The sequence below is a fragment of the Chitinophaga silvisoli genome, assembly GCF_003412465.1.
Taxonomy (GTDB): Bacteria; Bacteroidota; Bacteroidia; order Chitinophagales; family Chitinophagaceae; genus Chitinophaga; species Chitinophaga silvisoli.
Window position 1 is genome coordinate 47,034 of sequence record NZ_QTJV01000003.1, and the last position, 26,345, is coordinate 73,378.

General features: G+C 45.9%; 23 protein-coding genes. 9 read left to right on the forward strand and 14 right to left on the reverse strand.

Going from position 1 to position 26,345, the window contains the following annotated elements; genetic code table 11:
* Position 1 precedes the first annotated feature (1 nt).
* Both DXN04_RS11175 and DXN04_RS11180 read left to right on the forward strand, forming a co-directional pair.
* On the forward strand, positions 2-958 hold the full coding sequence (locus tag DXN04_RS11175) for a glycosyltransferase (protein ID WP_116853449.1): 957 nt from the start codon (positions 2-4) through the stop codon (positions 956-958).
* A gap of 2 nt (positions 959-960) precedes the next feature.
* Positions 961-1,323 carry a cupin domain-containing protein gene (locus tag DXN04_RS11180; RefSeq protein WP_116853450.1) on the forward strand — a complete coding sequence of 121 codons (363 nt, stop codon included), beginning with the start codon at positions 961-963 and terminating at the stop codon, positions 1,321-1,323.
* Between the two features lie 60 nt (positions 1,324-1,383).
* Here DXN04_RS11180 and DXN04_RS11185 read toward each other — a convergent pair whose 3' ends face one another.
* The 7 genes from DXN04_RS11185 to DXN04_RS11215 all read right to left on the reverse strand — a co-directional run bounded on the left by DXN04_RS11185 (position 1,384) and on the right by DXN04_RS11215 (position 8,050).
* The gene (locus DXN04_RS11185) at positions 1,384-2,616 is read right to left on the reverse strand and encodes an SAM-dependent methyltransferase (RefSeq protein WP_199415024.1); all 1,233 of its coding nucleotides are present in this window, start codon (positions 2,614-2,616) and stop codon (positions 1,384-1,386) included.
* Positions 2,617-2,685: 69 nt separating this feature from the next.
* Positions 2,686-3,480, reverse strand: coding sequence for a DUF1365 domain-containing protein (locus DXN04_RS11190; protein ID WP_199415025.1), 795 nt, complete (start codon positions 3,478-3,480; stop codon positions 2,686-2,688).
* A gap of 32 nt (positions 3,481-3,512) precedes the next feature.
* Positions 3,513-4,763 (reverse strand): NAD(P)/FAD-dependent oxidoreductase, encoded by a 1,251-nt coding sequence (locus DXN04_RS11195; RefSeq protein ID WP_116853451.1) that lies wholly within the window; start codon positions 4,761-4,763, stop codon positions 3,513-3,515.
* The gene (locus tag DXN04_RS11200; RefSeq protein WP_116853452.1) at positions 4,742-5,860 is read right to left on the reverse strand and encodes an alpha/beta hydrolase; all 1,119 of its coding nucleotides are present in this window, start codon (positions 5,858-5,860) and stop codon (positions 4,742-4,744) included. The genes DXN04_RS11195 and DXN04_RS11200 overlap by 22 nt, the downstream gene beginning before the upstream one ends.
* Positions 5,857-6,891 (reverse strand): SAM-dependent methyltransferase, encoded by a 1,035-nt coding sequence (locus tag DXN04_RS11205; protein ID WP_116853453.1) that lies wholly within the window; start codon positions 6,889-6,891, stop codon positions 5,857-5,859. The genes DXN04_RS11200 and DXN04_RS11205 overlap by 4 nt, the downstream gene beginning before the upstream one ends.
* Positions 6,892-6,939: 48 nt before the next feature.
* Entirely contained in the window at positions 6,940-7,722 is a 783-nt protein-coding gene (locus tag DXN04_RS11210) for a DUF1295 domain-containing protein (RefSeq protein WP_116853454.1), read from the reverse strand.
* The gene (locus tag DXN04_RS11215) at positions 7,715-8,050 is read right to left on the reverse strand and encodes a DUF1475 family protein (RefSeq protein ID WP_116853455.1); all 336 of its coding nucleotides are present in this window, start codon (positions 8,048-8,050) and stop codon (positions 7,715-7,717) included. Before DXN04_RS11215 ends, DXN04_RS11210 begins: the two co-directional genes overlap by 8 nt.
* Positions 8,051-8,285: 235 nt before the next feature.
* On the opposite strand from DXN04_RS11215, the gene DXN04_RS11220 reads away from it, so the two are divergent.
* Together DXN04_RS11220 and DXN04_RS11225 are read left to right on the forward strand one after the other, a co-directional pair.
* Positions 8,286-8,654: a winged helix-turn-helix transcriptional regulator gene (locus DXN04_RS11220; RefSeq protein WP_072365711.1), complete on the forward strand. Its 369-nt coding sequence runs from the start codon at positions 8,286-8,288 to the stop codon at positions 8,652-8,654.
* Between the two features lie 81 nt (positions 8,655-8,735).
* Entirely contained in the window at positions 8,736-10,256 is a 1,521-nt protein-coding gene (locus DXN04_RS11225; protein ID WP_116853456.1) for a serine hydrolase, read from the forward strand.
* A 47-nt stretch (positions 10,257-10,303) separates the two neighbouring features.
* On the opposite strand, the gene DXN04_RS11230 is transcribed toward DXN04_RS11225, so the two are convergent.
* The 7 genes from DXN04_RS11230 to DXN04_RS11260 all read right to left on the reverse strand — a co-directional run bounded on the left by DXN04_RS11230 (position 10,304) and on the right by DXN04_RS11260 (position 18,203).
* Positions 10,304-10,966: a YceI family protein gene (locus DXN04_RS11230; protein WP_116853457.1), complete on the reverse strand. Its 663-nt coding sequence runs from the start codon at positions 10,964-10,966 to the stop codon at positions 10,304-10,306.
* 19 nt (positions 10,967-10,985) lie between these two features.
* Entirely contained in the window at positions 10,986-12,719 is a 1,734-nt protein-coding gene (paaN, locus tag DXN04_RS11235) for a phenylacetic acid degradation protein PaaN (protein WP_233525565.1), read from the reverse strand.
* 12 nt (positions 12,720-12,731) lie between these two features.
* Positions 12,732-13,805, reverse strand: a complete 1,074-nt coding sequence (locus tag DXN04_RS11240; protein WP_158568967.1) for a tetratricopeptide repeat protein — start codon at positions 13,803-13,805, stop codon at positions 12,732-12,734.
* Positions 13,806-13,953: 148 nt separating this feature from the next.
* Positions 13,954-15,195, reverse strand: a complete 1,242-nt coding sequence (locus DXN04_RS11245) for a DUF1015 domain-containing protein (protein ID WP_116853459.1) — start codon at positions 15,193-15,195, stop codon at positions 13,954-13,956.
* A 132-nt stretch (positions 15,196-15,327) separates the two neighbouring features.
* Positions 15,328-16,398: a 3-phosphoserine/phosphohydroxythreonine transaminase gene (gene serC / locus DXN04_RS11250; protein WP_116853460.1), complete on the reverse strand. Its 1,071-nt coding sequence runs from the start codon at positions 16,396-16,398 to the stop codon at positions 15,328-15,330.
* Between the two features lie 231 nt (positions 16,399-16,629).
* The gene (locus DXN04_RS11255) at positions 16,630-17,577 is read right to left on the reverse strand and encodes a zinc dependent phospholipase C family protein (protein ID WP_147319899.1); all 948 of its coding nucleotides are present in this window, start codon (positions 17,575-17,577) and stop codon (positions 16,630-16,632) included.
* Positions 17,578-17,579: 2 nt separating this feature from the next.
* The gene (locus DXN04_RS11260; protein WP_116853462.1) at positions 17,580-18,203 is read right to left on the reverse strand and encodes a DUF502 domain-containing protein; all 624 of its coding nucleotides are present in this window, start codon (positions 18,201-18,203) and stop codon (positions 17,580-17,582) included.
* Positions 18,204-18,490: 287 nt separating this feature from the next.
* Between DXN04_RS11260 and DXN04_RS11265 the strand changes: the two genes are divergently transcribed.
* From DXN04_RS11265 to DXN04_RS11285, 5 genes are all read left to right on the forward strand, one after another.
* Positions 18,491-19,099 (forward strand): TetR/AcrR family transcriptional regulator, encoded by a 609-nt coding sequence (locus tag DXN04_RS11265; protein ID WP_116853463.1) that lies wholly within the window; start codon positions 18,491-18,493, stop codon positions 19,097-19,099.
* Positions 19,100-19,114: 15 nt separating this feature from the next.
* Positions 19,115-20,479 (forward strand): TolC family protein, encoded by a 1,365-nt coding sequence (locus tag DXN04_RS11270; RefSeq protein ID WP_158568969.1) that lies wholly within the window; start codon positions 19,115-19,117, stop codon positions 20,477-20,479.
* A gap of 34 nt (positions 20,480-20,513) precedes the next feature.
* Positions 20,514-21,620 (forward strand): efflux RND transporter periplasmic adaptor subunit, encoded by a 1,107-nt coding sequence (locus DXN04_RS11275; RefSeq protein ID WP_116853465.1) that lies wholly within the window; start codon positions 20,514-20,516, stop codon positions 21,618-21,620.
* Positions 21,621-21,638: 18 nt separating this feature from the next.
* Positions 21,639-25,178 (forward strand): efflux RND transporter permease subunit, encoded by a 3,540-nt coding sequence (locus DXN04_RS11280; protein WP_116853466.1) that lies wholly within the window; start codon positions 21,639-21,641, stop codon positions 25,176-25,178.
* A 232-nt stretch (positions 25,179-25,410) separates the two neighbouring features.
* On the forward strand, positions 25,411-26,196 hold the full coding sequence (locus DXN04_RS11285; RefSeq protein WP_116853467.1) for a TIGR00266 family protein: 786 nt from the start codon (positions 25,411-25,413) through the stop codon (positions 26,194-26,196).
* Positions 26,197-26,345 lie beyond the last annotated feature (149 nt).

The window sequence follows — 26,345 nt, forward strand, 5'->3', positions numbered from 1 at the left end:
GATGATATCCGTCGGACTCTGCACCTACAACAGTGAAAAATACCTTCCGGAGCAACTGGAAACCATCATTCACCAGACCCTTAGGGTGAATGAAATCGTAGTGATCGACGATGCTTCTACTGATCAGACTATCGGAATTTTGAATGATTATGCTAATCGATACCCGGATCTTTTCCGCATCATCCGCAATGAAAAGAACAGGGGGGCGCGTAAAAATTTCGAGCGTGCGCTGGCGGAGACGAAAGGGGAGATTATCTTTCTGAGTGATCATGATGACTGCTGGTTGCCCGGGAAAGTAGAGAAGGTGGTGGCCTATTTTAATACCCATCCGCAAGACAAAGTTGTGTTTACCAATGCTGTCTTTATGGATGAAAACAGTGCTAAGCTGCCTGCTACCTTGTGGGATGTAGTGGGATTCACGGCGGAGGTAAGGGCGCATGTGCAGACGAAGGACGATCTGCTGCGTTACTTATTAAAGCATGGTCGTATAGTAACGGGGGCGACGCTGGCACTGAAAAAAGATAGTCTTGGACAGATCCTGCCATTCCGCCTGGTGCACAAGATCTGGCACGATGCGTGGATTGCGCTGGTAGCTGCAAATGCAAAGATGCTTGGGTATATAGAAGAGCCATTGATCCGCTACCGGGTGCATAGCAGGCAGCAGGTAGGGTGGGGCTACATGCAAAAAATTAACAGTATTATAGCAGGCAACAATCCTGTGCCGGACCTGCAAAGGAAGGAGATGAGGGGTGAAATTGGCAATGAGGAGCTGATACAGCTTATACATGTAAGGAGAAAAAGAGTTAGATTGGTGAAACGTCTTTCGCGCTATATAAAAGTAGATCCTGTGATCAATACAGAAATACTGCAGGAACGTAAGGCTTCGGAAAAGGCATTCTCCCGCGCAAAATCATTGCCGGTGAGATTGCTGGAATCATTTAGAAAAATGTTTAAATAATTATGATCAGGGCGTATAAGTTATACACAGGCAATGATGGCCATTCTTATGTACAGGTAGGCACAGTCTCGAATCTGCAGGTGAATCCTGCTGCATCAATTATGTTCAACGAAACACCGGCGCATAGTTATTATGACTGGCATCCGGCACCTACTACACAATATGTAATTACGCTTTCCGGTACCTTGTTGTTTGAAACCGGCCCGGGTGAAACCTTTACATTACAACCGGGAGATATCCTGATTGCGATGGATACTACTGGCAGTGGCCATAAATGGCAGCTGATAGATGACCAGCCATGGAAGCGGGTGTATGTAGCATTTACAGACGAGTCAGAGATTAACTTCGTTCCTGACGCGGTGTAAATGAAAAAAGCAACCCATTACAGGTTGCCTTCTTCTCCACATCCATCTATAGGTTATCAATTATCGTCTCATATTATTGGGCCTGGTATATACCAGTTGCATTACATTGATATTTCTCATGGCAAATGCCGCCTCGCAATAGCAGAGGTAGTAATTCCATTTGCGAATAAATGCAGCGCCCATATCAGGCAGCAAATTGTCATTGAAGGCATCGAACCATGCCTTCAATGTCCTGGCATAGTCCAATCCTAAATCTTTCAGATCTACCATTGTCAGATCGCCGCTTTTATTCACAGCACTATTAATGGCCCCGACAGAAGGCAAAAGCGAGCCGGGGAAGATATGTTTCTGAATCCAGTCTACTCCTTTTCTCAGGCTATCATATCTCGAATCAGGTGCGGTGATCACCTGTATGGCTAAGATGCCATCCTTCTTCAACAACTCATGGCACTTTGCAAAGTACACCGGCAGGTAATCATGTCCTACAGCTTCCAGCATTTCGATAGATACGATCTTGTCGAAGCTGCCTGTCATCATCCTGTAATCCTGTAGTAAAATAGTGACTTTATCCTGCAGCTTTTCATTGGCTACGCGCTCCAGTGCCAGCTTATACTGCTCCTGTGAAATAGTCAGGGAAGTAACTTTACAACCATAGGTCCTGGCCATATAGATGGCATTGCCACCCCATCCACTACCTATTTCCAGTACATGATCATCTTTGGTGAGACGCAGTTGCTGACACAATCTTTCATATTTCGCCAATTGTGCTTCTTCCAGGGATAGTCCGTCTTTATAATAATAGGCACTTGAATAGGTCATGGTCGGATCCAGGAAGCTGGCAAAGAAATCGTTGTTCAGGTCATAATGCGCAGAGATGTTTTTCCGTGATCCGTTCAGTGTGTTTGCCCTTCTGTTATGGTACCATCTATTGCACCAGCTGAAGAGATTATAAGCAAATTTCTTCGTCTGGCTACCTGATAATCCCGGTGTGTTTTCTACATTCAGCAATGCCCATTTGATCACGTTGGTGATATTGTCTGTATCCCAGAGTCCATCTACATAAGCTTCGCCAAACCCCACATCTCCATAAAGCAAAATCCGGCTATAAAATGCTGCATCGTTGATCCGCATATTGGCACTGAACGGAGCATCACCATTGCCGATTATGATTTTCTCTCCATCCTGCAATGTAAGATGTAGTAATCCCTGGTTCATACCAGCCATTACTTTCAGTACGAGATCCTGGTAGATACTTTTACTCTTTTTTGCATATGGAAGGGTGCCTGTTTGCATATCAGTATAAATATGGGAATGCCATTACCATTAACTCCTGTTAATAGTTTCCCTTGTTAATGAATAGGATTAAGATTTATAAGGTCTGTATAAGTCTCTTTGTAATTCTTTGTGTGCTGATTTTGCGTGATAGGGTAACTTCTTTAACCATAGGCGAAGTGCCTGCCAGTGAATACTCCAGATTACCTTGAATGTAATAAGCGGAAAGCTGAAAAAGTAATACAGGAGCATTCCATCTGTCAGCGGTTTTCTTTCCCCTTTTAGCGTGCTGATTAAAAATCTTTCTCCACTCTTATGACAATCATCGATGCGTATGTTCAATTGTTCTCCTGGTATACCTAAGTCAAAATCGAATTGGGTATCCATATCTGAGAAAGGAGAGACGTAGAAGTACTTTCCTGTATACAGCCGGAACCCATTTCGGGTGCGTGTTGTATGGTCTAACAGATATGGTTTCAGTTCACCGAATGTATTACATACTTCTACTACTGAACAGACAGGGTTTCCCTGTGTATCATAACAATAATAGAAAGAAACGGGATTGAACTGATAACCCAGTGTACATAAATTAGTCAGGAGCATAATGCGCCCGATAGGCTTTGTAATGCCTTGCTGCTGCAGGTATGCAAGGATCTGTTCACGGACGTTTCCTGTACTGATCTGCAGGTGATCTTTGTCCCGGAAATTAAATAAGTTAAAGCGGTTCCTGCTCATAAAGCGCAGGTGCCTGGACAGGTAATCTATTTCATCCAGGTCGATGTAAAACATGAACACCTGGTAGTTGAACTGGTGGCGCTTTGGCGACAACCTGTGATGCATGACCTGTGCCCTGTATAAACATGAATGAATAAAGATCCCGCTCATGAAAATATCTACGGAATAATGTGCTGTATGGATTAAATAACAGGGCGCTTTAACAAATGAGAACAGAGATTGACTGCGCTTGTAAATGCATCTTCATGGAAACCATATTTGAAGTAACTGCCGCAGAAGTAAACAGGGCCATTTGCATTCAGCTGTGGCAAAGCAGACTGGGCTTCAATGGCAGGCAGATCAAACAGGGGGTGCTCGTAGTCGATTTCTTTAATGATCTTGCCGGCATCCAGCTGTGCATGTGGATTGATAGACACAAAGTAATTCTTCTTGTTTGATACACCTTGTAGCTTGTTCATCCAGTAAATAGTGCTGGGCTGTTTATCTTCTATACGATAGTTCCAGCTACTCCAGGCAAGCTTCTTAGCAGGCATTGTCTTTTCATCTGTATGCAGTACTGCTTTGTTGTATTGATATTTGAATGCAGAGAGTAATTGCTGCTCCATGTCAGAAGGTGTGTCCAGCAGTGCCAGTGCCTGATCGCCATGGCAGGCCAGTATCACCCTGTCGTATTCCTGTGCTGTGCCATCTGCTGCATGTACGATTACTTTTCCATCAGTCGTACGCGTTATCTTCACCGCTTTCCGGTTGATGTGAATGCGGTCTCTGAACGGGGCGATTAATATTTCTCTGTAGGATTGGCTGCCTTTGTCCAGCGTGTACCACTGGTGTTGTGTATGCAGGCCCAGGAAACCGTGGTTGTAGAAGAAGCGGATCAGGGTGACCGCCGGGAAGTCCAGCATCTGTTGCATAGGAGTAGACCATACGGCGGAACTCATGGGTACCAGGTATTTCCAAAGCATGTCTTCACCATAACCACCTTCGCGGATGTACTGACCGATGGTATGGTTAGCATATTTTGGATCGTCCAGGATCCTGACGCTTTCTTTATTGAAGCGTGCAATCTGCATAAGCATCCTGATATAGGAGGGACTGAAGATATTTTTGCGCTGTGCAAACAGGTGATTGATGCCCGAACCGCTGTATTCAAGACCAGAAGGTATGTGCTGCACGCTGAAAGACATGTCTGTCTTTTTCACGGGTGCTTTGATTTGTTCGAACAGTTTACAAAGGTTGGGATAGGTATGGTAGTTGAATACCATAAATCCTGTATCTATATATACGGGTTTTCCATCTTCGTCTACAGTCACTGTGTTTGTATGACCACCTACATAATCAAGTTGTTCATAAAACGTGATATCGTCTGTAGGATGGAGAAAATGTCCGCATCCCATACCGGCTATGCCGGTGCCTATGATTGCTGTTCGTAACATATATTGTGTAAAAATCTTAATACCGAGTAGGTGGATAATTGTCCGCCCGGCCCTTTCAGGTTGTAATCAAATCCGTGTGTGGCCCAGGGCAGTGAGAGAAAGAAATGTTTAATACCGTTTTCCTGTAGTTTCTTTTCCAGTCTGATGCTATGTTCGTATGCTACGAGTACATCCTGTTCACCATGAATGAGTAGGGTAGGTACAGTGTTTTTGTGTACGAATTCAACGGGGGAACTGGCAGCATAATTATCAGGTACAGCGCTGTAAGTACCGCCCAGGTAGTTTTCCATTACCTTGCGGGAGTCCATTACCAGCGGACTTGCGGGCAGTGAATACCCCCATACCATATCGGCAGGACCATAGAAATCTACTACACCTTTCAATCCGGGTACATGCTCGCGATAGGCTGCCAGCAGGGCAATCTGTGCACCGGCGGAACGTCCCATCAGCACAAAATTGTTTGTATCAATTCTTAGTTCAGCAGCATGCGCACGCAGGTAATCCATAGCCAGGTAGACATCTTCAACCGGTGCAGGGCAGATGTTTTGCGGAGCCAGCCTGTAATTGATAGCAGCTACATGGTAGCCCTGATTGGCCAGGTAAATATTCAGTTCCGGAAGATCCCGGCTATTGCCACTGCTCCACGATCCGCCATGCACTACTACAACACAGGGATGATTGCCGGGATGAATGGCAGGGTAGAAGTCCATATGCAAATTGCCGTAATAGGGCAGGCTTGTGAATGCAACAGGTGCTTCTTTGTAACCGGAGAAGATGACAGACAGGCTCAAAGGTGTTGCGTCTGAGTGATCTCCCAGTGCCTCGTCCATGGCTTTGGGCAGGCGGCCGGCTACATCATAGGCTTTGAAGAGTGGCGAGAGAAATAGTATAATGGCCAGGATGCCAAGTATTGTTCCCAGGGTATTGTAGTGTTGTACAAAGTAGCCACTCAATAAAACCACTATAGTGATAGCGATAAAAACCCAGGCAAATTCTGCGGCACCAATAGCGAGTTTCCACAGGTTGTAAGTAGGCGCTTTAATAACTGTGAGTAAAGAAGTCAGCAGCAAAAGAATCATTAAAATAAGACGGATCATACAGTGTTTTTGCGAAACAGGTAATGACTGACTATCCATTCATTCCCCTTGTTATAATTCCATAGTTCGGCGCAGGCCATATAAAACAGGCGCCAGTATACCCACCATTTCAGTGCCTGGTCCTTTCCGTAGGTAGCTTCGAACAGCGGCATTATTTCCGCTTTATGACTGTCCATATTGCGTAACCATGCTTCTGCGGTTTTACCATAATGGGTACCGGTCACATGCCAGTGTTGACAAACGGACAAATGATCGTTAAAGTAAAACATCAGGTCATCGCCCGGCATCACGCCGCCAGTAAAGAAATACTGGCTCATCCAGTCAGTTTCGTCCTTCACTTCGAAAAGGTAGGTATACTCTTTATGTGTAAAGATATGAATGAACAGCTTCCCTTCTGCTTTTAAAAAGGAAGCGACCTTTTTTAACAGCAACTCGTAGTTGCGCATATGTTCAAACATCTCTACAGATACCACCCTGTCGAACTGTTGATCTGTATGAAAGATATTCATGTCTGCAGTGATCACCTTCAGGTTGGTGATGCCGCGTTCCGCGGCCTGGGTGTCGATGTATTCTTTTTGAGTGCGGGAGTTGGATACCACGGTGAATGTGCTGCCCGGAAATTTTGCTGACATGTAGAGTGAGAGTGAGCCCCAACCGCAACCCAGTTCCAGCACTTCCATGCCGTTTGCCAGCTCTGCTCTTTTGCAGGTCAGTTCCAGCATATCTCTTTCTGCTATGTCCAGTTCATTTACGCCAGGCTGCCAGTATCCGCAGGAATATTTCAGGTGTTTGCCTAAGCAATATTGATAAAAGAGAGTAGGTACTTCGTAATGTTGTGTATTGGCTTCCGCTGTATTTACGGCAATAGGAGAGGCTTTCAGCTGATCGATCAGTGACATGAGGTGCGCCTGTTGTGCTTCAGCGTCTCCTTTGTTCTCATCGTCCAGTCTTTGCTTTAGCAGTTTCCTGATACCTTTTCGTAGCAGGAGATCAGGAACGGTATTTTTTTCAATGAGGGTATCGTACCACATGTTAAATATGATTGAAAAGTAATAAACACGATATGTAAAAACGGAATCTTATTGTCTGGCAGGGAACCAGGGAATGAAGGCGCTGGTGCTGCGCTGATAGGCTTTATAGGCTTCTCCTTTGGAGCGCAATGATTGCTCTTCTGTAGCTGGTATACCTGTCACTTTCAGGAGCAGGTAAAGGATAATAAGTGGACTGATAACACCCAGGTATCCATAGGGAGAGCCGAGTGCGAATACGCTGTATGATACCCACATCATCCATTCGAAAAAGTAATTGGGATGCCGGGAATAGCGCCACAGTCCGGTGTTGCATACCAAGCCTTTGTTTTTATTTTTGAATAAATGTAATTGCCTGTCTGCAATTGCTTCGCCTGTCACGCTGATGGCCCAAAGTACAATGCCGGTATATTCTGGAATGCCTAATGCTGTTTTGTGATTGAGTGCACTGATGATAAATGGTATGGACAGCAGTACATTTGAAAGTCCCTGGAACTGGAAGAACCAAAAGAACTTTTTGTCTGCATGAGGTGCCCACTCTTTTCTCAGTTGCTGGTAGCGGCCGTCTTCCGTATCCAGATGTGCGGAGACCCTGAAGAGCAGATGAGTGCCCAGCCTGATACCGGCTATGATGACCATACTACAGATCAGGTATTTACGGATGTGGTTACCACCTGCCATGAGTAATAACAGGATGCCTATGACCGGGAAGTTGTAAGACCAGAAAATGTCTACTACGCCGGCGTTGTGAATAGCGTGCGCCCATCCCCAGACCATGGCCATGATCATTCCGCATACTACGATGAGTAGTAAGACAATTGTAAGGTTATCCATGTTGTTTTCCGAATAGTTCTTTAAGACCTTCTTTGGGCGTGAGGCGGAACAGCTGGACCAGCATATATATGCAACTGGCAATGCTACCCAGTGTGACTAGTAATATGAGCCAGATTCCTTTGCTGAAAATTGTTTTTTCCTTGTAACAGATCCATATAAAAATGACTAGTACATTTGTATAGAAGTCCCAAAGTGTGGCCCGCATCCAGGGAATGCTTCCCAGGAAATTCCATTCTCTGAACAGGCTGCTTTTCATGCTGGTCGTGATCACTACATAACACATCCAGACTAACAAAGCGCTGAAGAGTAGTTTTAGGAAAGTGATCATGTGCAGCCGACAGATTTGCTATTGCCGGTATGATAACATACGTAGGAATAATTGTTTTTGGTTTCGGTACTTTTGCTAATAATCCGGTTCAGGCTGCCGGGAGCTGGCTGTGTTGCTGCCACTCATCAATTAACAGTAATTTAGTTTGCCTAATTTCCATAATAGCAGTATCTTTTCTATACTGTCACTTTTTAAAAGGACGAACCCGATCGTAAACTTTGAATTTTAGAGCACTATGGCAGAAAGAAAGACTAATTCGTCTAATTATCAGAATCAATCGTTCCTGGAGAGCAAGTGTCCGTTGAATGAGTTGTTGTTTTCTATGAGCCGTCGCTGGACGACAGATATTTTATTCTGTATCGAAGCAGGCAATAATAGATTCTCAGGAATCAGGGAGGAGCTGACATACATTACAGATCATATCCTGTCAGACCGGCTGAAGACGCTGGAGAAGACTGGACTGATCACGCGTCAGCAGTTTCCCGGCATGCCGCCTAAAGTTATTTACTCACTTACGGAAAATGGAGTAGAGCTTTGTGGCCTATTGGAAAAGCTATGTGAGTTTTCCAGTGTAATCTACGACGAGAAAGCAGTCGCAGTATAGTATTGCCTTGAGCATTTCACGTTGTGAAAAACTCCTGTACGTAAGTATACTTTTAGTATCTTACTGCAATACTCCCACACCATGAATAAATTAACCCTTTGGTTTTGCATGGCAGCCTTGTCTTTCTCTCAGGCACATGCGCAGACACACACTATAGAAGATCCCCGGTTTGCCGGATTAGACAAAGAATTTAATGCGATCCTTAATACCTGGCATGTAGCCGGTTTTGCTGTTGCCGTGGTGGAAAAGGATAAGATCATCTATGCCAAAGGATTTGGTTTTAGGGATTACGAGCACAAAGTACCTGTAACGCCTAATACCCTCTTTGCTGTAGGATCTAATACAAAAGCGTTTACAGCTGGTTTACTGGGCATACTCAGGGATCAGGGGAAGCTGGACTTCGAACAGCCTGTGCGTAATTTCCTGCCGGAACTGGTTTTTGCTACCGATGAGCTGAACGAGCAGGTGACCCTACGCGATATGATGACCCATCGTACAGGGATCCAGCGCTATGATAACTCCTGGTTCTTTTTCCCGCCCAAAAGCAGGGATACCCTGCTGTATCGTATCCGCTATTTCAAACCACACACGCCCTTGCGTTCACAGTGGGAGTACAACAACTTTATGTACCTGGCCCAGGGCAAGGTGGCCGAGAAACTGACTGGGAAGAGCTGGGAAGACAATATTCGCCAATATTTCTTTGACCCGCTGGAAATGTCACATTCAAACTTATCAGTCATTGATATGGTAAAGCAACAGGATGTGGCATTGCCATATAAGGTAGCGCTGGATGGCAGTATCAAAAAACAGGAATACCACAATATTGACGTAATAGGTCCTGCCGGCAGTATTAACAGCAATGTGCTGGATATGGGCAACTGGGTGCGCATGTGGCTCAATGGTGGAAAATACAAAGGGAAGACAGTATTGCCAGCGGCTTATGTACAGGAGGCTACCGGTTTACAGATGGCTATCTGGTACAACCAACCAGACAAAGTACATCCTGATCTGCACTTTAACGGCTATGGGTTAGGCTGGTTCCTGCGCTCTTACAGAGGGCACTACCAGGCAGAGCATGGCGGTAATATAGACGGTTTTACTGCGCTTACCTGTTTGTTTCCGACCGATAGCATTGGTATCGTCGTACTGTGTAATCAGGGGGGATCTTTCGTGCCTGATATTGTACATAATATACTTGCAGACAGGGCACTGAAGTTGAGTAAGATAGACTGGTATGGAGAGGCAGAAAAGAAGCTGCATACAGTTCCTCCGGCGGAACAAAAGAAAAAGGATACGGTTATAATAAAAGGCACAACCGTGCTTCGTCCACTTGCAGAGCTGACAGGCACTTATACAAATAACCTATATGGTAGTTTTGAAGTATCCCGGCAACATGATTCACTGTTTGCAAAATTGCCGTTTAAGACGGTGCATCTGAAACATCGGGGATATGATATATTCGATGCGATCAGCGAAATTGATTTCATAGAAATAAATATGACTGTTATACACTTCCTCATGGATGATAATGGAGATATAAACAGGCTGGAGATGAGACTGGATGACGAGCCGGCGGTTTTTATAAAACAGAAAAGTAACTAAATGAAAAGAGGCCGGATCAAGTTTGAATTTTCTCCGACCTCTTTTTTCTATTGTTTTGCAACGAGTTTAAACTGAATATTTACCTGTGAATTGATCAACTTATCCTGCATGGACTGATCGGCTCTGTAGGTCATGCCCCAGAGGGTTCTGTCGATATTGAAATTCGCCTCAGCCCTGATCACGCCTTTCTCTCTTGTGATATAAGCAGGGAAGGATATATTCTTAGTTGAATCTTTCATTGTCAGGTTTCCCTGCACGGTATAGTTCGCATCTTTCATCAGCACTTCATTGCCTACGGAAGGTTTAAAGTTTGTTACGCCTGTAATCTCAAAAGTAGCCACCGGATACTTTTCGATATCAAAGAACATAGGTCCTTTCAGCTCGGCTTCCAGCTTATGTTGCAGCATGGAATCAGTAGGTGCGAGGTCTATGTCCTGCAGGGTACTCATATTGATCCTGATACTACCACCTGTGACCAGTGTATCCTGTACATACAATTTACTTTCCAGCAGTCTGAAAATGCCGGTATGTTTGCCTGTAGGTTTTGTACCGATAAATTGCACCACGCTCACGGTAGTATCTACATGGTATGATCTCCCTTCTCCTTCTTTTACGGACTGGGCATCTTGGATCGTTGCTTTATCTGCCTTTGGTGCCTGTTCGCAGGCTGCCATGAGCGTAAGCAAAATGATAGGAACTATATATTTCATAAACTACATTATTCGCATCTCAGCTGCCGGTTACTTCCCGGTTGCCTACCCAGACGAATCGTCTGAGAATAAATTCCGGGTTAGTAAAACTTGCATTTCCGGCAGGGTTGCCTCCGGTCACATGAAAATCGGAGAAGGCGGCGTGTTGATTCACCCAGATAAAGCCGGTAAAATTGAAAGAAACCGGGGTGAACACGCTATTCATTGCTTCCGTGATCTTTTCTTTTGTGTCCGGGCTTATGGCGTATGCTGCACAGGTGATAGCCCCGTGCTGCTGTGCCATTTGGCGGGCCAGTTGAATAGACTCGTCTGTATCCTTTGTTTTTACAAGCAACAAAACCGGGCCAAATAATTCCTGTTCGAAGATGTGCCTATCGGCACTATCTACCTGCAGAATGGCTGGCGTAAAGCCCCGGGCATGTGTAAACTCTTCGTTCACCAGCGGTTGTCCTTCCAGGATCACCTTTGCACCCAGTTTACCTGCATTGTGTGCCCTTTGCAGGGTGGTATCGTTTTGTAAGGCACCCAGCGTGCCGGCTCCCATTTTAGGATTAGTAACCAGGGCGGTAACCGCATTTTTGAATTTCTCTACTACTTCATCAAAAGAGAGCGTGCCATTAGGAGTTTGTATGCCTCCTGCAGGTATAAAGAAGTTCTGCGGCGCGGTGCACATTTGTCCTGAGTACAGGGAGACAGAGAATGCCAGATTTTGCATCACCGCATCTATATCTGTTACGCTATCCAGGATCACGGAGTTGACACCCGCTTTTTCTGTAAATACAGATTTGCCGGGCAGGGATTCTACATAGTTCCCAAACTGGCTGCCTCCTGTATAATCAATGAGTTTGATACCTGGATGTTCACACAAGGTTTTGGTGATTGGTGTTGCAGATGTATCGGCCGCCAGCTGGCACAGGTTAGGGTTAAAGCCCTTCTCCTGCAAAACCTGCTGTATAGCGCTTACCGCGATGGCGATAGGCAGTATGGCCCTGGGATGAGGTTTCACGATCACAGGGTTGCCTGTTACAAGATCTGCATAGATACCAGGTAGCGAATTCCATACCGGGAATGTAGAGCAACCGATTACAAGGCCAGGACCTTTGGGCATGGCCCTGAAATTCTTTTTGAGTTGGAGGGCGAATTTTCCCATTGGTTTCTCCCACAACTGTTCGGCAGGATAGCGGTTCAGTTCATGATAGCCCATTGCAATAGCTTCAAGTGCGCGGTCATTGGCATGTGGGCCGGATGCCTGAAAGCTCATCATAAAGCTCTGCCCGGTGGTGTGCATGGTCGCGTAAGCAATGTCGAAAAAATACGACTGGATACGCTCCAGGGTTTCTACCAGAATATCGGCCCGTATATCCACAGTTGTATTACGCCATTGGGGAGCGGCAGCAACAGCTTTTTCTACAAGATCGTCCGCAGTGAAGAGTGGATAGGTAATGCCGAGTGGCTCCATGGTGTATGGAGATACTTCCTCGCCGGCCCATCCGGATTCGCCGCTTTGTAAGAGTTGGGAAAAGGGGGTGTTGAGCTGTGCTTTGAACCTGTTGTGGCCTTCTTCGGGGGCTTGTTCGCCATAAGCTTTGGGGTGCTCAGGGTATTGCGAATAAAAGGCCCGCTCGTGATTTGCCTTTACGGCTTTTTCGATGGTGCTTTGGTGTTTGATGGTAAGCATATGTGGAATTTGAATAATTAGCTTTTCATAACCGGGGCCTGCATCGTTGCAGGCCCCGGTCGAGATCTTTACCATCCTTTTTGGGTCTTACCTGGCCAGAGAGAAGCGATTGTCGTTGTAATACTCATCGGGTCTCACCTTCAGGGGATGGGTGCGCTGGTATTGTAAAAACGCGTCGTATTCAGCTTTATGCATATTTGTCCAGGCTTTGAAAGCAGATTGGTTGCTTACGGGACCAAAGATCCATTGTGTGTAAGCATCAAATAAACCTTCTTTCAGCAGGTTGCGCTGGTAGTCAAATAATGCGTAGGGGAACTTCACACCTGAGAAGTTGAACCAGTCCAGCAGGAAGCGTGTCCTTACCATTACCAGGCTCTCAGGATCTATACCTGTCATTACCACAGATGTCTGTTTGCCCATAGAGGCTTTGTAGGCATCTGCAAATTCAGAGGCTGAAGTCTTTTTGCTTTTCCGCTCGTTTTCCAGATCCGCGAGGGCCTGGGTCATGAGTGTCGGATCGTTATATAATTTTTTATAAGCATCTATCAGCATGGTACGTACTTCGGCAGTACGTTCTGTATAGCTTTCCAGGTTCACGAAGATTTCGCCGTAGATGATGATCCAGGAAGGATCTTTCACGTAGGAGTAAGCCCTGCAGGCGTTGTAGTAGTTGCCAGGGAAGCTGGGATCTTTCTCGATTCCCTTCAGCCAGTTGGCCATACCACCTTCGTATATTTTCAGGAACATGAGCAGCTGGCCATTGTCATTATACAGCTCTCCGCTTTCAGGGAAGCGTTTCAGGCCTTTTTCGTACAATTTCTGGGCTGTTTTCCATTCCTGTTTTGCCTGGTAGATGTTGCCGGCTATCTGGTAGAGTTGCGCATCGGCATCCTTTTTATTCAGCAGGGGCTCGATGGTGCTCTTGGCTTTGCTCATATCGCCCTGCAGCCAGTAAGCGAAGCCAAGTTGTTTTTTATATTGGGTATTGTCAGGCTCCATGGTGATGGCCTGGTTCAGTACCAATATGGCGTTGGAATAATCTCCGCTGCGAATGAAGCCGGTGGCAGTGTTAAATAATTCATTGGCATCCTGTGCGAAAACCGGTATGGTCGCGAAAAAGAAGCCAATGCATATAGCTATTTTCAATAAAGAAGCCCTCATGTACATCCTTGATCTTTCGTTTGCTGTAAAAATAGTGAAAAATGTGCCAAACCTTGCTGTAGCGGAGAAAGGTCCTGGGGCAATTTGAATTTCTTTTCAGAATCAGCTGCATTACTACGTTTGCCCAGGCAAAATGCAGCTGTTACGGTCAGAGCAGGTGTGAAACCAGTCCATCCCGCAGTTTTGGCTCGAACCAGGTACTCTTGGGCGGCATTACATTACCACTATCTGCTATGTCAAATAATTGCTGGATAGTCACCGGGTATAGTGCAAAGGCTACCTTATGCTCCCCGCTGTCCACCCGCTTTACCAGTTCCTGCAGGCCACGGATGCCACCTACGAAGTCGATGCGCTTGTCTGTACGCTGGTCTTTGATGCCAAGCAGTTTATCCAGCACATTGTTGGAAAGGATGGTTACATCGAGTATGCCGATGGGATCATAGCTAAAAGTGCCTTCCTGTGCGACCAGGCGATACCAGCTGCCATCCAGGTACATACTGAACTCATGGAGCATGGAAGGGGCTTGTGGCAGATGACCGATAGGTTCCACGACAAAGTCGTATTCCAGTTTGGAGAGCAGGTCTTCTTTGCTCAGGCCATTCAGGTCTTTGACGACCCTGTTATAATCGAGGATCACCAGCTGGCTGGCGGGGAAGATGGTAGTCAGGAAATAGTTAGCAGGATCATCGAGGCCGATGCGCTGCTGTTCTTCCAGTTCCTTTTGCACCATTGATGCGGAGGCGGCGCGATGGTGGCCGTCTGCGATATATGTATGCGGCACTTTGGTGTCGAAGAGTGCTGTGATATTGTCGTTGGTAGCATTGTCATCCACGACCCAGATGGTGTGTTGAATACCGTCTGTTGCTGTAAAGTCGTACGCAGGGGAATGATGAACAGTCCATTGATCAATGAGTGAATTGATGGCAGGTACATCGTTGTAGGCAAGGAATACATTGCCTGTCTGCGCGTTGGTGGTTTTGATATTGTTGATCCTGTCCTTTTCCTTGTCGGGGCGGGTGAATTCATGTTTTTTAATTATCCCGCTGTTGTAGTCGGAGATCGAGGAGATGCAAACGAGGCCTGTCTGGCTGCGACCGTTCATGACCAGGCGATAGATGTAATAGCAGGGGGTATCGTCCTGGAAGAGGGTGCCTTCACTGATAAAGCGTTGGAGATTTTCGGCGGCTTTATCATATACGGGCTGGCTGTATACGTCAGTGCCTTCGGGGAGGTCGATTTCTGATTTGGAAACGTGGTAAAAAGAGTAGGGGTTGCCGGCTGCTTCTAACTTAGCTTCTGGAGCGCCTAACACATCATATGGTCTGGCTGCAACTTTATCAGCCAGCGCCGGCGTGGGTCTTAATCCTCTGAACGGTCTGATGATTGCCATAATGAAAGGTATTGTTAGTCAGGTAAATGTAAATGCAAATAGGCAGATGAGCAAATACAAGGCCAACAGGGTTAAAATGCAAAAAGCTCCTGCTTTCCGACAGGAGCTTTTTAAATTTTATTAAGAGTAAGATTAGGCTTTCTTCAGGCTGAAATACTTCATGGCTTCTACCAGTACTTCCACGCTTTCGTATGGCAATGCATTGTACAGGGAAGCACGGAAACCACCTACACTGCGGTGTCCCTTGATACCTACGATGTCTTCCTTCTTGGTAAATTTCAGGAATTCATCTTCCAGTTCAGGTTTATCCATGATAAAGCAAACGTTCATACGGCTACGGTCTTCCTTCGCGACAGTACCACGGAACAATGGGTTCTGGTCGATCTCATCGTATAGGAGTGCTGCTTTTTTCTCATTTAATTTTTCCATAGCTGCTGCACCGCCCTGGTCTCTCAGCCAGCGAAGGGTGAGCATGGAAATGTAAATTGAAAATACGGGAGGGGTATTCAACATTGATCCGTTCTCAACGTGATTACGGTAGTCCAGAATCGTTGGAATTTTGCGGGTTACCTTACCGAGAATGCTTTTGCGTACAGCTACCATGGTTACGCCGGCAGCGCCCATGTTTTTCTGTACACCAGCGTAGATGAGGGAGAACTTGTTGAAGTCCATTTGCCTGCTCAGGATATCACTGCTCATGTCGCCTACCAGCGGTACATCTACCTCTGGTAATTGCTGCCATTGAGTACCATAGATGGTATTGTTGGTAGTGATATGCAGGTAAGTTGATTTGGGGGAAACATTGAATTGTTTGGGAATGTAATTGTAGTTGCTTTCTTTTGAACTACCAGCTACGTCTACGAAACCAAACTGTTTTGCTTCTTTAATCGCCTTATTGCTCCATACACCGGTATCAATGTAAGATGCCGTACCATCATTTTCAAGTAAGTTCATCGGAACCTGCAGGAATTGCTGCGTAGCACCACCGTGAAGGTAGAGTACTTCGAAGTCATCTTCCAGTTGCATCAGTTCGCGTACGAGATTACGTGCCTCATCCATGACAGCCTGAAACAGTGGAGTCCTATGCCCTATTTCCAATATGGACATTCCTGACCCCTCAAAGTCAATCAAAGCTTTACTAGCCTTGTACAGAACCTCATTTGGTAATACGGAAGGTCCCGCGTTAAAATTGTGCACCTTCATAGGTCGATCTAAATTAAATAAATTGTTAGCTTGTTCCACTTTGCTTCTTGGTTTTGTCAGAGGAATGGATTAAAAAATAGATAATGGCATTTCAAATCAGATGCTGATGTTGTGTAGGATAAGGCTAAAAAGATAGTATTAACAAAGATAATTTATATTTTTTTAAAATCGAAATTAATTGAAACGCCCGTTGGTTACATAATCACCTCTTTTGCACAAAGCTTGTGCCAGCTATTCCTCCACACGGCCGATCATTTTGCCTGTATCTGGCAGTATGGTATTTTCTTTTGGCCTTTTCTGTACCAGCGCAGTAAGTGGTGGCTGGCCTGCATCGACCCAGGCGGTATACCAGCAGCAGGCTACGGCGTGAATAGCAGCCCGCATACGGCGTTCTACCATATTGCCCAGCAATTGCTGGTACGCTTTCGTATAGGAAGCAGCGTAAGTACGTACCAATTTACCTTTCCTGTTTTCCCAGGCATAGCGGGCATCTGCGGGCGTACGCAGGCTCAGGGATTTTTCTGCTCTTAGTACCGTGTCTGCCGCCAGCGCACTGGTACATACTATTTGCCATACAAATGCGGGCACATCCCGGATATAGGCGGCTTTCCCACACCAGTAATTAAAACCGGCATCGGCGAGCAGTTCGGGGATGCGGGATTCCCATAAGCCATGGATTCCTTCCTGGCCGGTGAACTGTCCGTTATGATTGGAGCAGGCATGCAGTGGCACATGGGCATCGGCCACGTAATGCCCCAGGTCAGCACTGAGGTGTAATATTTTGTCAAGGTCTTTTTCCTGAAATGCTTTGGTGAGCTGCTTCATCATTTGGGGAATGTACCATGGTACGATCCCATTTTGTAGCAGGCTATCTTCCCCAAACTGTTGCAGGGCTGCCTGCCAGCTACGGGGTATCCAATCGTAAGGCGGAGGGCCATAGCGATCAAGATCTATGTAATGACGGGGGCCTTCGGCGGCTACGATATATCTTCTTTTATCTGCATCTGTAGCATGGACTTTCAGGTAGGCCTGCTGTGACTTATAGAGCACCAGCATAGCAGGAGGGAGGGAGAACACCGCCAGTTCGTTGATTCGTTGATGGGCAAAGAATCCCCAACCCATGACAGAGAATGGGAGGGTGGTGCAAACAACAATGGGAAACAGTCTTTTTAAAAACATAATTATTTATGGTGGTGTTCCAGGGAGGTCACCCCACCGCTCACGGCAAACTTCATGGCTTCCCCTGCAGAGATATTCGTGAGGGGTTTTACCTTGTGGGCTGGCACCATGAATACCTTGCCTGTGATGGCGTAAGCGTGCGGTACATATACTGCCATGTAGCCTTCCAGGCCGAGGGAGCTTACATCCGGCTGGGTGATGAAGCCCATTTCCCATACATCCACACCATAGATCTGGACAAGTACAGGATGGTCGAACTTCTTCTTCTCCCCGACAAAAGCGTCAAAAACGTCTTTGACAGATGAGTAGATATATTTAATGAAAGGTGTCTTTTCCAGGATGCTGTCAAAAAGGGCGAAGATCCTTCCCAGGATAAAGGAGGAACTCAGGTAACCCACTACCACTACCAGCAGCAAAACCAGCGTAAAGCCCACTCCCTTGAACCTGAGGTAGCTGAAAGGAGCTCCCAGGGGGATGAGTTCCTTTGGGAAGATATTGTCGATGGTTACAAACAGGTAGTACAAAGTAAAGGCGGTCACACCGATAGGTGCCAGGACCAACAGACCCTGGAAGAAATACCTTAATATCTTCGATGCCAGAACTTTAAATCGAATTTTTGGAGACATATAGTTGTTGTAATAACTGGGGCAAAGGTACTATAAATGGGGGAATGTGTTTTTTAACTTCAACTTATCTACATTAAATAAAATTGTTCTGGAAACTTTTGAAGTTTAAAAAGTTTCCATAGTTTTACCACAACCTTATTCTGGGTAATGACTCATTTTCATTACTAAAGCTGGCCACAAGCCCGGCTATACTGCCTTTATTTCAAAAAGGGTGCATTCAACAATGAGTCACTACTATATTCTGAGAAGAGATTTGAGATTTTTTGCCCCTGCAAAACAACTATCCAATGGAAATACAGGAACGTATTCTGGATACCGCATTCAATTTGTTCAGCCAGTTTGGCACCAGATCCATTACGATGGACGACATCGCCCAAAAGATGGGAGTCTCCAAAAAGACCCTTTACGCCCACTTCGCTGACAAAGACGAGCTGGTCACCCATGCGATTTCCCGCCATCTGCTCACGATAGAAAAAGACTGCAAAGCAAATCAGACTGAGGCTGACGATGCCATAGGGGAACTATTCCTTGTCATGCAGATGCTGGACAAGCAGTTCAGGAATATGAAGCCCTTTGTCCTCCTCGACCTGCAAAGATATCATGCTACCGCTTACCAGGCTTTCCTCTCTTACAGGGATAACAGCCTGCAAAACACTATCCGCGAGAACCTGGAAAGGGGGATCAGGGAAGGGCTTTACCGCCCCAACCTCGATGTGGATGTGCTCACCAAATACCGCCTGGCCACTGCTATGCTCTGTTTTCAGCCAGATGTATTCGCACCCGGGCTCTACGAGATGAATAAGGTACAACGCATTTTACTGGAACATTTTCTTTATGGACTTGTTTCGGGTAAAGGATATGAAAAGATCGAAGCCTACAAACTACAACTATCGTAAAACCAAATGACCTTTATGCAAGCGAACAAAAAGCGGACAGGATGGATAGGAGCCTTGCTGCTGCTGATTTTTCACACGGGAATGGCCCAGTCCCCCGCCAATACGCAGTTAGCGCCCATGTCGCTCTCTGCGAAAGAAGCGGTAGACTATGCCCTGGCCAACCAGGCGACCGTGCGAAATGCTAAACTGGATGAACTCATTCAGCTGGCGAAAAACAAAGAAGTGAGCGGTATGGCGCTTCCCCAACTCAGCGGTGCAGGATCCTTCCAGCACAATCCAATTGTCCAGAAACAACTGATCGATGCTTCTAACTTTTCCGACACTGTTCCCAAAGGAACACTGGTACCCTTCGCCTTTGGATTGAAATTCAACGTACTTGGCGAAGTGAAATTCAACCAGGTTCTCTTCGACCCCAGCGTACTCGTAGCCCTCCAGGCCCGCAAAACACTGGAAGAGCTCTCCCACAGAGGAGTACAGAAGGCGGAGATCGATGTCAAAGTGAATGTTTACAAAGCTTATTACAACGTGCTCTCCGCCCGTAAAGCCCTGAGTATCCTCAGGGGCAACCTGACTACGCTTGAAAAACTGCTGGGTGAAACAAGGGAAACCTACAAAAACGGTCTCGTAGAAAAACTGGATGTAGACAGGCTGGTGGTACAGGTAACCAACCTTCGTACCGAGGAGACCAAATTACAGAACCTGTCAGAAGTCGGGATGGCAGCCCTCAAATATTACATGGGTATGCCCATGCGTACAGAGCTGACACTTACCGATACTCTCTCTACCGCAGAAATAAAATCAGCAGTAGCCGTGGAAAAATTCGACTACTCTCAGCGTATAGAATATCAATTACTTCAGTCACAAAAGAAAGCATACGAATACGATCTGAAGCGGTATAAATACAATGCCCTGCCTGTACTTTCCCTGTTTGGTACAGGAGGTGTGAGCCGCGCGAGCGATGTGTTCAACTACTTCGACAAGCAGACCTGGTACGGCTATGTAGGCTATGGTGTAAACCTGAGCTTCAACATCTTCAGCGGCTTCCAGCGGAGACGCAAGGTAGACCAGGCTTTCCTGCAGGTAAAGAAAACAGAAATTACAATAGAGGATACCAAGCTTGGTATTGACCTGGAACAAACACAATCTACTTCCAACCTGCGCAACAATATCGTGGCGCTCGAAGCTCAGGAAAGCAATATGCAACTGGCACAGGAGGTATACAATATGACCCAGATCAAATACAGGGAGGGTGTAGGTTCCAGCGTGGAAATGAGTAATGCGGAAAATGACCTGCTCACCGCCCAGAACAATTATTTCACAGCACTTTACAATGCCAGTGTGTCAAAAATTGATTACCTGAAAGCTTACGGCAAGTTGTAGTAGCTGCATTATTTCTAATTCTAATTCATTCTATATGTCTTACAAACATTCATCCGCATTACTGTTCCTGCTCGTTCTCGTGGCATGCGGTCAACCTACAGCTGAAGAAAAACTGAAGCAGCTGAAACAAAAGGAAGCGGACCTGAAAAAAGAAATTGCACAGCTGGAAAAAGAAGTGAGTAAAACTGATACGGCTGCAAAGAAGATGAAGTCAGTAGTAGTGACCGCTGTAAAAGATTCCGTGTTCGAACACTATATAGATATACAAGGTGCAGTAGATGCACGCGAAAACGTGAACGTCAGTTCCAAAGTACCCGGTGTGATCACCGCTATTTATGTAAAGGAAGGACAGCAGGTTTCCAAAGGCCAGACACTGGCACAGGTAGATGATCAGATTCTTAGGGCTAATGTGGCTGAACTCCGCACCCAGCTGGACCTGGCAACAACCCTGTATCAAAAACAACAGAACCTGTGGAAACAACAGATTGGGTCCGAAGTGCAATACCTGAATGCTAAAAACCAAAAGGAATCACTGGAAAGGAAAATGGCTACGCTGAACGATCAGCTCTCTCAGGCTAAGATCGTTTCTCCGATCAACGGTACTGTGGATGCGGTGATCTCTAAACTGGGAGACAATGCAGCACCTGGTGCAGCTTCATTCAGGGTTGTGAACAGTGCTAACTTAAGGGTACTGGCTAATGTAGCAGAAGCTTATGCCGGTGTGGTAAAAACAGGTGATGCGGTCGTAGTCAGGTTCCCGGATATCGATAAGGAACTCCGTACCAAAATCGGATTTGCAGCCAAAGCAATTGATCCGGTAAGCCGTACTATCAAAATAGAAGTACCCATGCCCAATGATGCTGCACTGAGACCCAATATGATTGCACAGATCAAGATCATAGACTATTCTACTCCTCATGCACTGGTGATACCTGTCAATGTGATCCAGTATGCATTAGGCAAATCCTATGTAATCGTTGCTGAGAATTCCAAAGATGGATTGATTGCAAAGAGAAGAGAAGTGGAAGTAGGTCGTACCTACAATGACAAAGCTGAAATAAAAAGCGGATTACAGGTAGGGGATAATGTAGTAACAACAGGTTATCAGGGATTGAATGACAATGACCTGATCCAGTTATGATCTTAAAAATACTGTTGTATGCAAGATAATCTGAACAAAGAATTTAAGCCTACCAGCTGGGCGATTGATAATAAGGTGAGCGTGTATGTCGCCACTATTATCATAGCTATAGCTGGTATACTATCCTATCAAAATCTGCCGAAGGAGCAATACCCGGAGGTAGTGTTTCCGCAGTTCTATATCAGTACGATCAATACCGGTACTTCTCCTGAAGATATGGAAACGCTTGTGACCAAGCCTATTGAAAAACAACTGGGTGGTATCTCTGGTGTGAAGTCTATCAAGAGTACGAGTATGCAGGATTACTCTGCTATCACCATTGAGTTTGAAGCAGGGGAGGACCTGGAAACAGCGCGTCAGGAGGTAAGAGAAAAAGTAGATGATGCCAAGAAAGACCTGCCGCAAAAACTCACACAGGAACCCCAGATCATCAAGATAGATGTATCGCAGATTCCGATCATGAACATCAACCTGTCCGGCGACTTTGACCTGCAGTCATTGAAGAAGTATGCGGACGAAATGCAGGATAGGATTGAAGCGCTGAACGAGATCACCCGTGTGGATATTGTTGGTGCACTGGATCGTGAAATCCAGATCAATGTAGATAAATACAAGATGGATGCAGCGCAGGTGAGCTTTGATGATATTGGCAATGCGATAGCTGCTGAAAACATGACCATCTCTGGTGGTCAGGTTTCTATGGATGGCCAGAAACGCACACTGAGTGTAAAGGGAGAATATAAGGATCCGTTGAAGTTGCGCAATATCGTGATCCGGAGTGCATCCGGTGCCACCGTTTACCTGCGCGATATTGCTGATGTGGTAGATGGATTTGAGGAACAGGAGAGCTATGCACGACTGGGTGGGCAGAATGTAATCACACTGAACGTCATCAAACAGAGTGGTAAGAACCTGATTGATGCCTCTGACAAGATCAGGGTGATCATCGAAGAAATGAAGAAGGATTATTTGCCAAAGGGTCTGAATGTAGTGATAACAGGTGATCAGTCGAACTCCACGCGTGTAACACTGCATGACCTGATCAATACCATCATCATTGGTTTCCTGTTGGTGACAGTGATCCTCATGTTTTTCATGGGGGCGGTGAATGCCATCTTTGTGGCGGCATCAGTGCCGATCTCAATGTTCATTGCCTTCCTGCTGATGCCGGCCTATCATTTTACCCTGAATATGATGGTGCTGTTCTCGTTCCTGCTGGCATTGGGGATCGTGGTGGATGATGCGATCGTGGTGATAGAAAACGTGCACCGTATTTTTTATGAACGAAAGGACCTGGGGATAGTCAAGGCTGCCAAGATAGCGGCGGGAGAAGTATTTCTACCTGTATTCTCAGGTACGCTTACGGTGCTGGCACCATTTGTACCATTGCTTTTCTGGCCGGGTATAATAGGTAAGTTTATGTTCTTCCTGCCGGTAACGTTGATCACTACACTGGGAGCATCACTGGTGGTGGCGTATATTATCAACCCTGTGTTTGCCGTAGATTTCATGGACAGGCACGAAGGGGAGAATCATCCGAAGCCTAAGTGGAATAAGAAGTTCACTTATATGGCCATCGTGTTTGGTGTGATTGCATTGTTGGGTTATGCGAATGGCAGTGTGGGCCTGGGTAACTTTGTCATTTTTATATTCCTTTTGATCTTACTGGAGAAGTTTTACCTGGGGGGCGTGGCACGCCGCTTCCAGAGCAACTTCTGGCCAAAGGTACAGGAACGATATAAACGTGTGTTAAAATGGTGCCTGATTGGATGGAGACCTATCTGGATTTTGATTGGCACATTCGGTTTGCTGTTCTTTAGTATTATGCTCACCATGATCAGAAATCCTAAAGTAGTATTCTTTCCACAGGCAGATCCGAACTTCATCTATGCATACATAGAGCTGCCAATGGGTACAGATCAGAAGTACACTGACAGTATCACGCACATAGTAGAAAACAGGATTACAAAAGTGGTGGGGCCGGATAACCCGATCGTGGAATCAATTATCTCCAATGTAGCGGTAGGGGCAGGAGATCCGTCACAGATGGATATGAGTGTACAGCCTAATAAAGGGAAAGTAACAGTAGCCTTCGTAGAGTTTGGAAAACGTGACGGACATGGTACCAAACAATACCTGGACAAGATCAGGCAGGCGGTGAGAGGGATACCGGGTACGGATATCACGGTGGAGCAGGAGCAGGGTGGGCCTCCAACAGGTAAACCCATCAATATAGAAATAGCGGGTGATGAATTTGACGAGCTGACATCAACAGCTGAAAAGCTGAAACGCTATCTGGATTCACTGGAAATTGGTGGAGTGGAAGAGTTGCGTACAGACTTCCAGAGTAACAAGCCCGAGATTTTAGTGAATATAGATCGTGAGCGGGCGAACAGGGAGGGTATATCGACTTATACAATTGGTATGGCGTTGCGTACTGCTTTGTATGGCGCAGAGGTGTCCAAGTTCAGAGATCCGGAGGATGATTATCCGATCATGGTAAGGTTCCAGGAAAATCAGCGTAACAATATCAACACGCTCATGAACCTGAACCTGGTGTACCGGGATATGAATATGGGAGGAGCGATCAGGCAGGTGCCGCTGAGTGCAGTAGCAGATATTCGTTACTCTAATACTTATGCTAGTATCAAACGTATAGATCAGAAGCGTGTGGTGACTTTATACTCCAATGTACTTACCGGATATAATACAAACGAGGTGGTACAGCAGATCCAGACAGCGCTGGGCGATTTTGTAAAGCCTTCAGGGATCCAGGTAAAGATGACGGGTGAGCAGGAGGACCAGGCAGAGACGATGAACTTCCTGTTGCTGGCTATGGTGGGAGCGTTTGGATTGATCCTGATGATCATGGTGACGCAATTCAATTCAATAGGTCGTCCGCTGGTGATTTTTATGGAAATTCTCTTTAGTATCATAGGGGTATTCCTTGGTTTCTCCGTTTTCGGGATGGATATCTCTATTGTAATGACGGGGGTAGGTATCATGGCGCTGGCGGGTATTGTGGTGCGTAATGGTATTGTACTGGTGGAGTTTACGGACCTGTTGGTACAACAGAATATGCCGGTGTATGAAGCGGTGGTTGAAGCAGGCAGAACCCGTATGACACCGGTGTTACTTACGGCGATAGCGGCGATTCTTGGTTTGATTCCGTTGGCGGTGGGCCTGAATATAGACTTTGAGACACTGTTTTCCGAGTTCAAGCCGCATCTCTTCTTTGGTGGGGATAACGTGGCGTTCTGGGGGCCACTGGCCTGGACCATGGTATACGGGTTGGTATTTGCAACTTTCCTGACATTGATCTTGGTGCCGGTAATGTATGCGATGAACAAGCGTTCGATCGATGTGCTGGATTACAAGGGATGGCCGAGGGGCTTGAAGTACATTCCTTTCTTTGTGGTGTTGGTGAAGCTGTTTATGAGGAAGGAAACAGTGAGGAAGTTGCATGAGCCGGATTATGTATCAGATAAGCCGTACAGGTTTTTCAGGGGAAAAGACGAGGATGATGTACCACATGAAAACGGGGTGCAGGTGAAGTAGGCGAAGAGCTTGTAGCAGATATTTTAAGTAAGTGTACACAAATACAGTGTAACAGTTGTAGGTTTAACAGCATACCGTCCCGTTTTGTCCGGGACGGTTTTTTTATATTAAAAATCGCCATATTTCCACTTTTTTATGTATCTTAACAAACTTTAACAATTATCAACTGTAGCAAATCCTTATTTTTGGACCAAAAGCGCCATTTTTTGTTAATCCGGGTAACAACAACGCTATGCGACGCAACCATGAAATAGATTACCGTATCTATGGTGAAGAAATACAGATTGTCGAAATAGAACTCGATCCACAGGAGACTGCCGTGGCCGAGAGTGGGAGTTTCATGATGATGGACCAGGAGATACAGATGCAAACCATGTTTGGTGACGGTTCACAGTCTAATCAAGGTATTTTAGGAAAATTGATGTCTGCGGGTAAGCGTATGCTGACCGGGGAGAGTCTTTTCATGACCGCATTTACGAATATGGGGCAGGGGAAGAAGCGTGTGAGTTTCGCAGCACCCTACCCGGGAAAGATAATCCCCATGGATTTGTCTTTAATGGGTGGCAAGGTAATATGTCAGAAAGATGCCTTTCTGTGTGCGGCGAAGGGGGTAAGTATCGGGATAGAGTGGCAGCGCAAGTTAGGGACAGGTATTTTTGGTGGTGAGGGATTCATCATGGAAAAGCTGGAGGGTGATGGTATGGCTTTTGTGCACGCAGGAGGATTGGTATTAGAGAAAGAGTTACTGCCCGGGCAGGTATTAAAGATAGATACGGGATGTTTAGTAGCATATACTGCCGGAGTAGATTTTGACGTTGAATTTGTACGAGGAATTAAGAATATGGTATTTGGTGGTGAGGGATTATTTTTTGCCACTTTGAGAGGACCTGGAAAAGTGTGGGTACAATCCTTACCTATCAGCCGTTTAGCAAGCAGAATAGTATCATATGGAACAGTTCGTCGTAAAGAGGAAGGAAGCATATTAGGCGGATTGGGAAATATCCTTGACGGAGATTGATAATAATTAAACTGAAACAGCATATTAACTGTTATAACTGGCAGAATCAGAAGTATATAAAAACTGGTATCATTAAAAAACCGCCTTATTGAATAACCGTTATTAGCAGGTATTTTTATAGAAGTTGACATAATCAGGCTGACAAATAG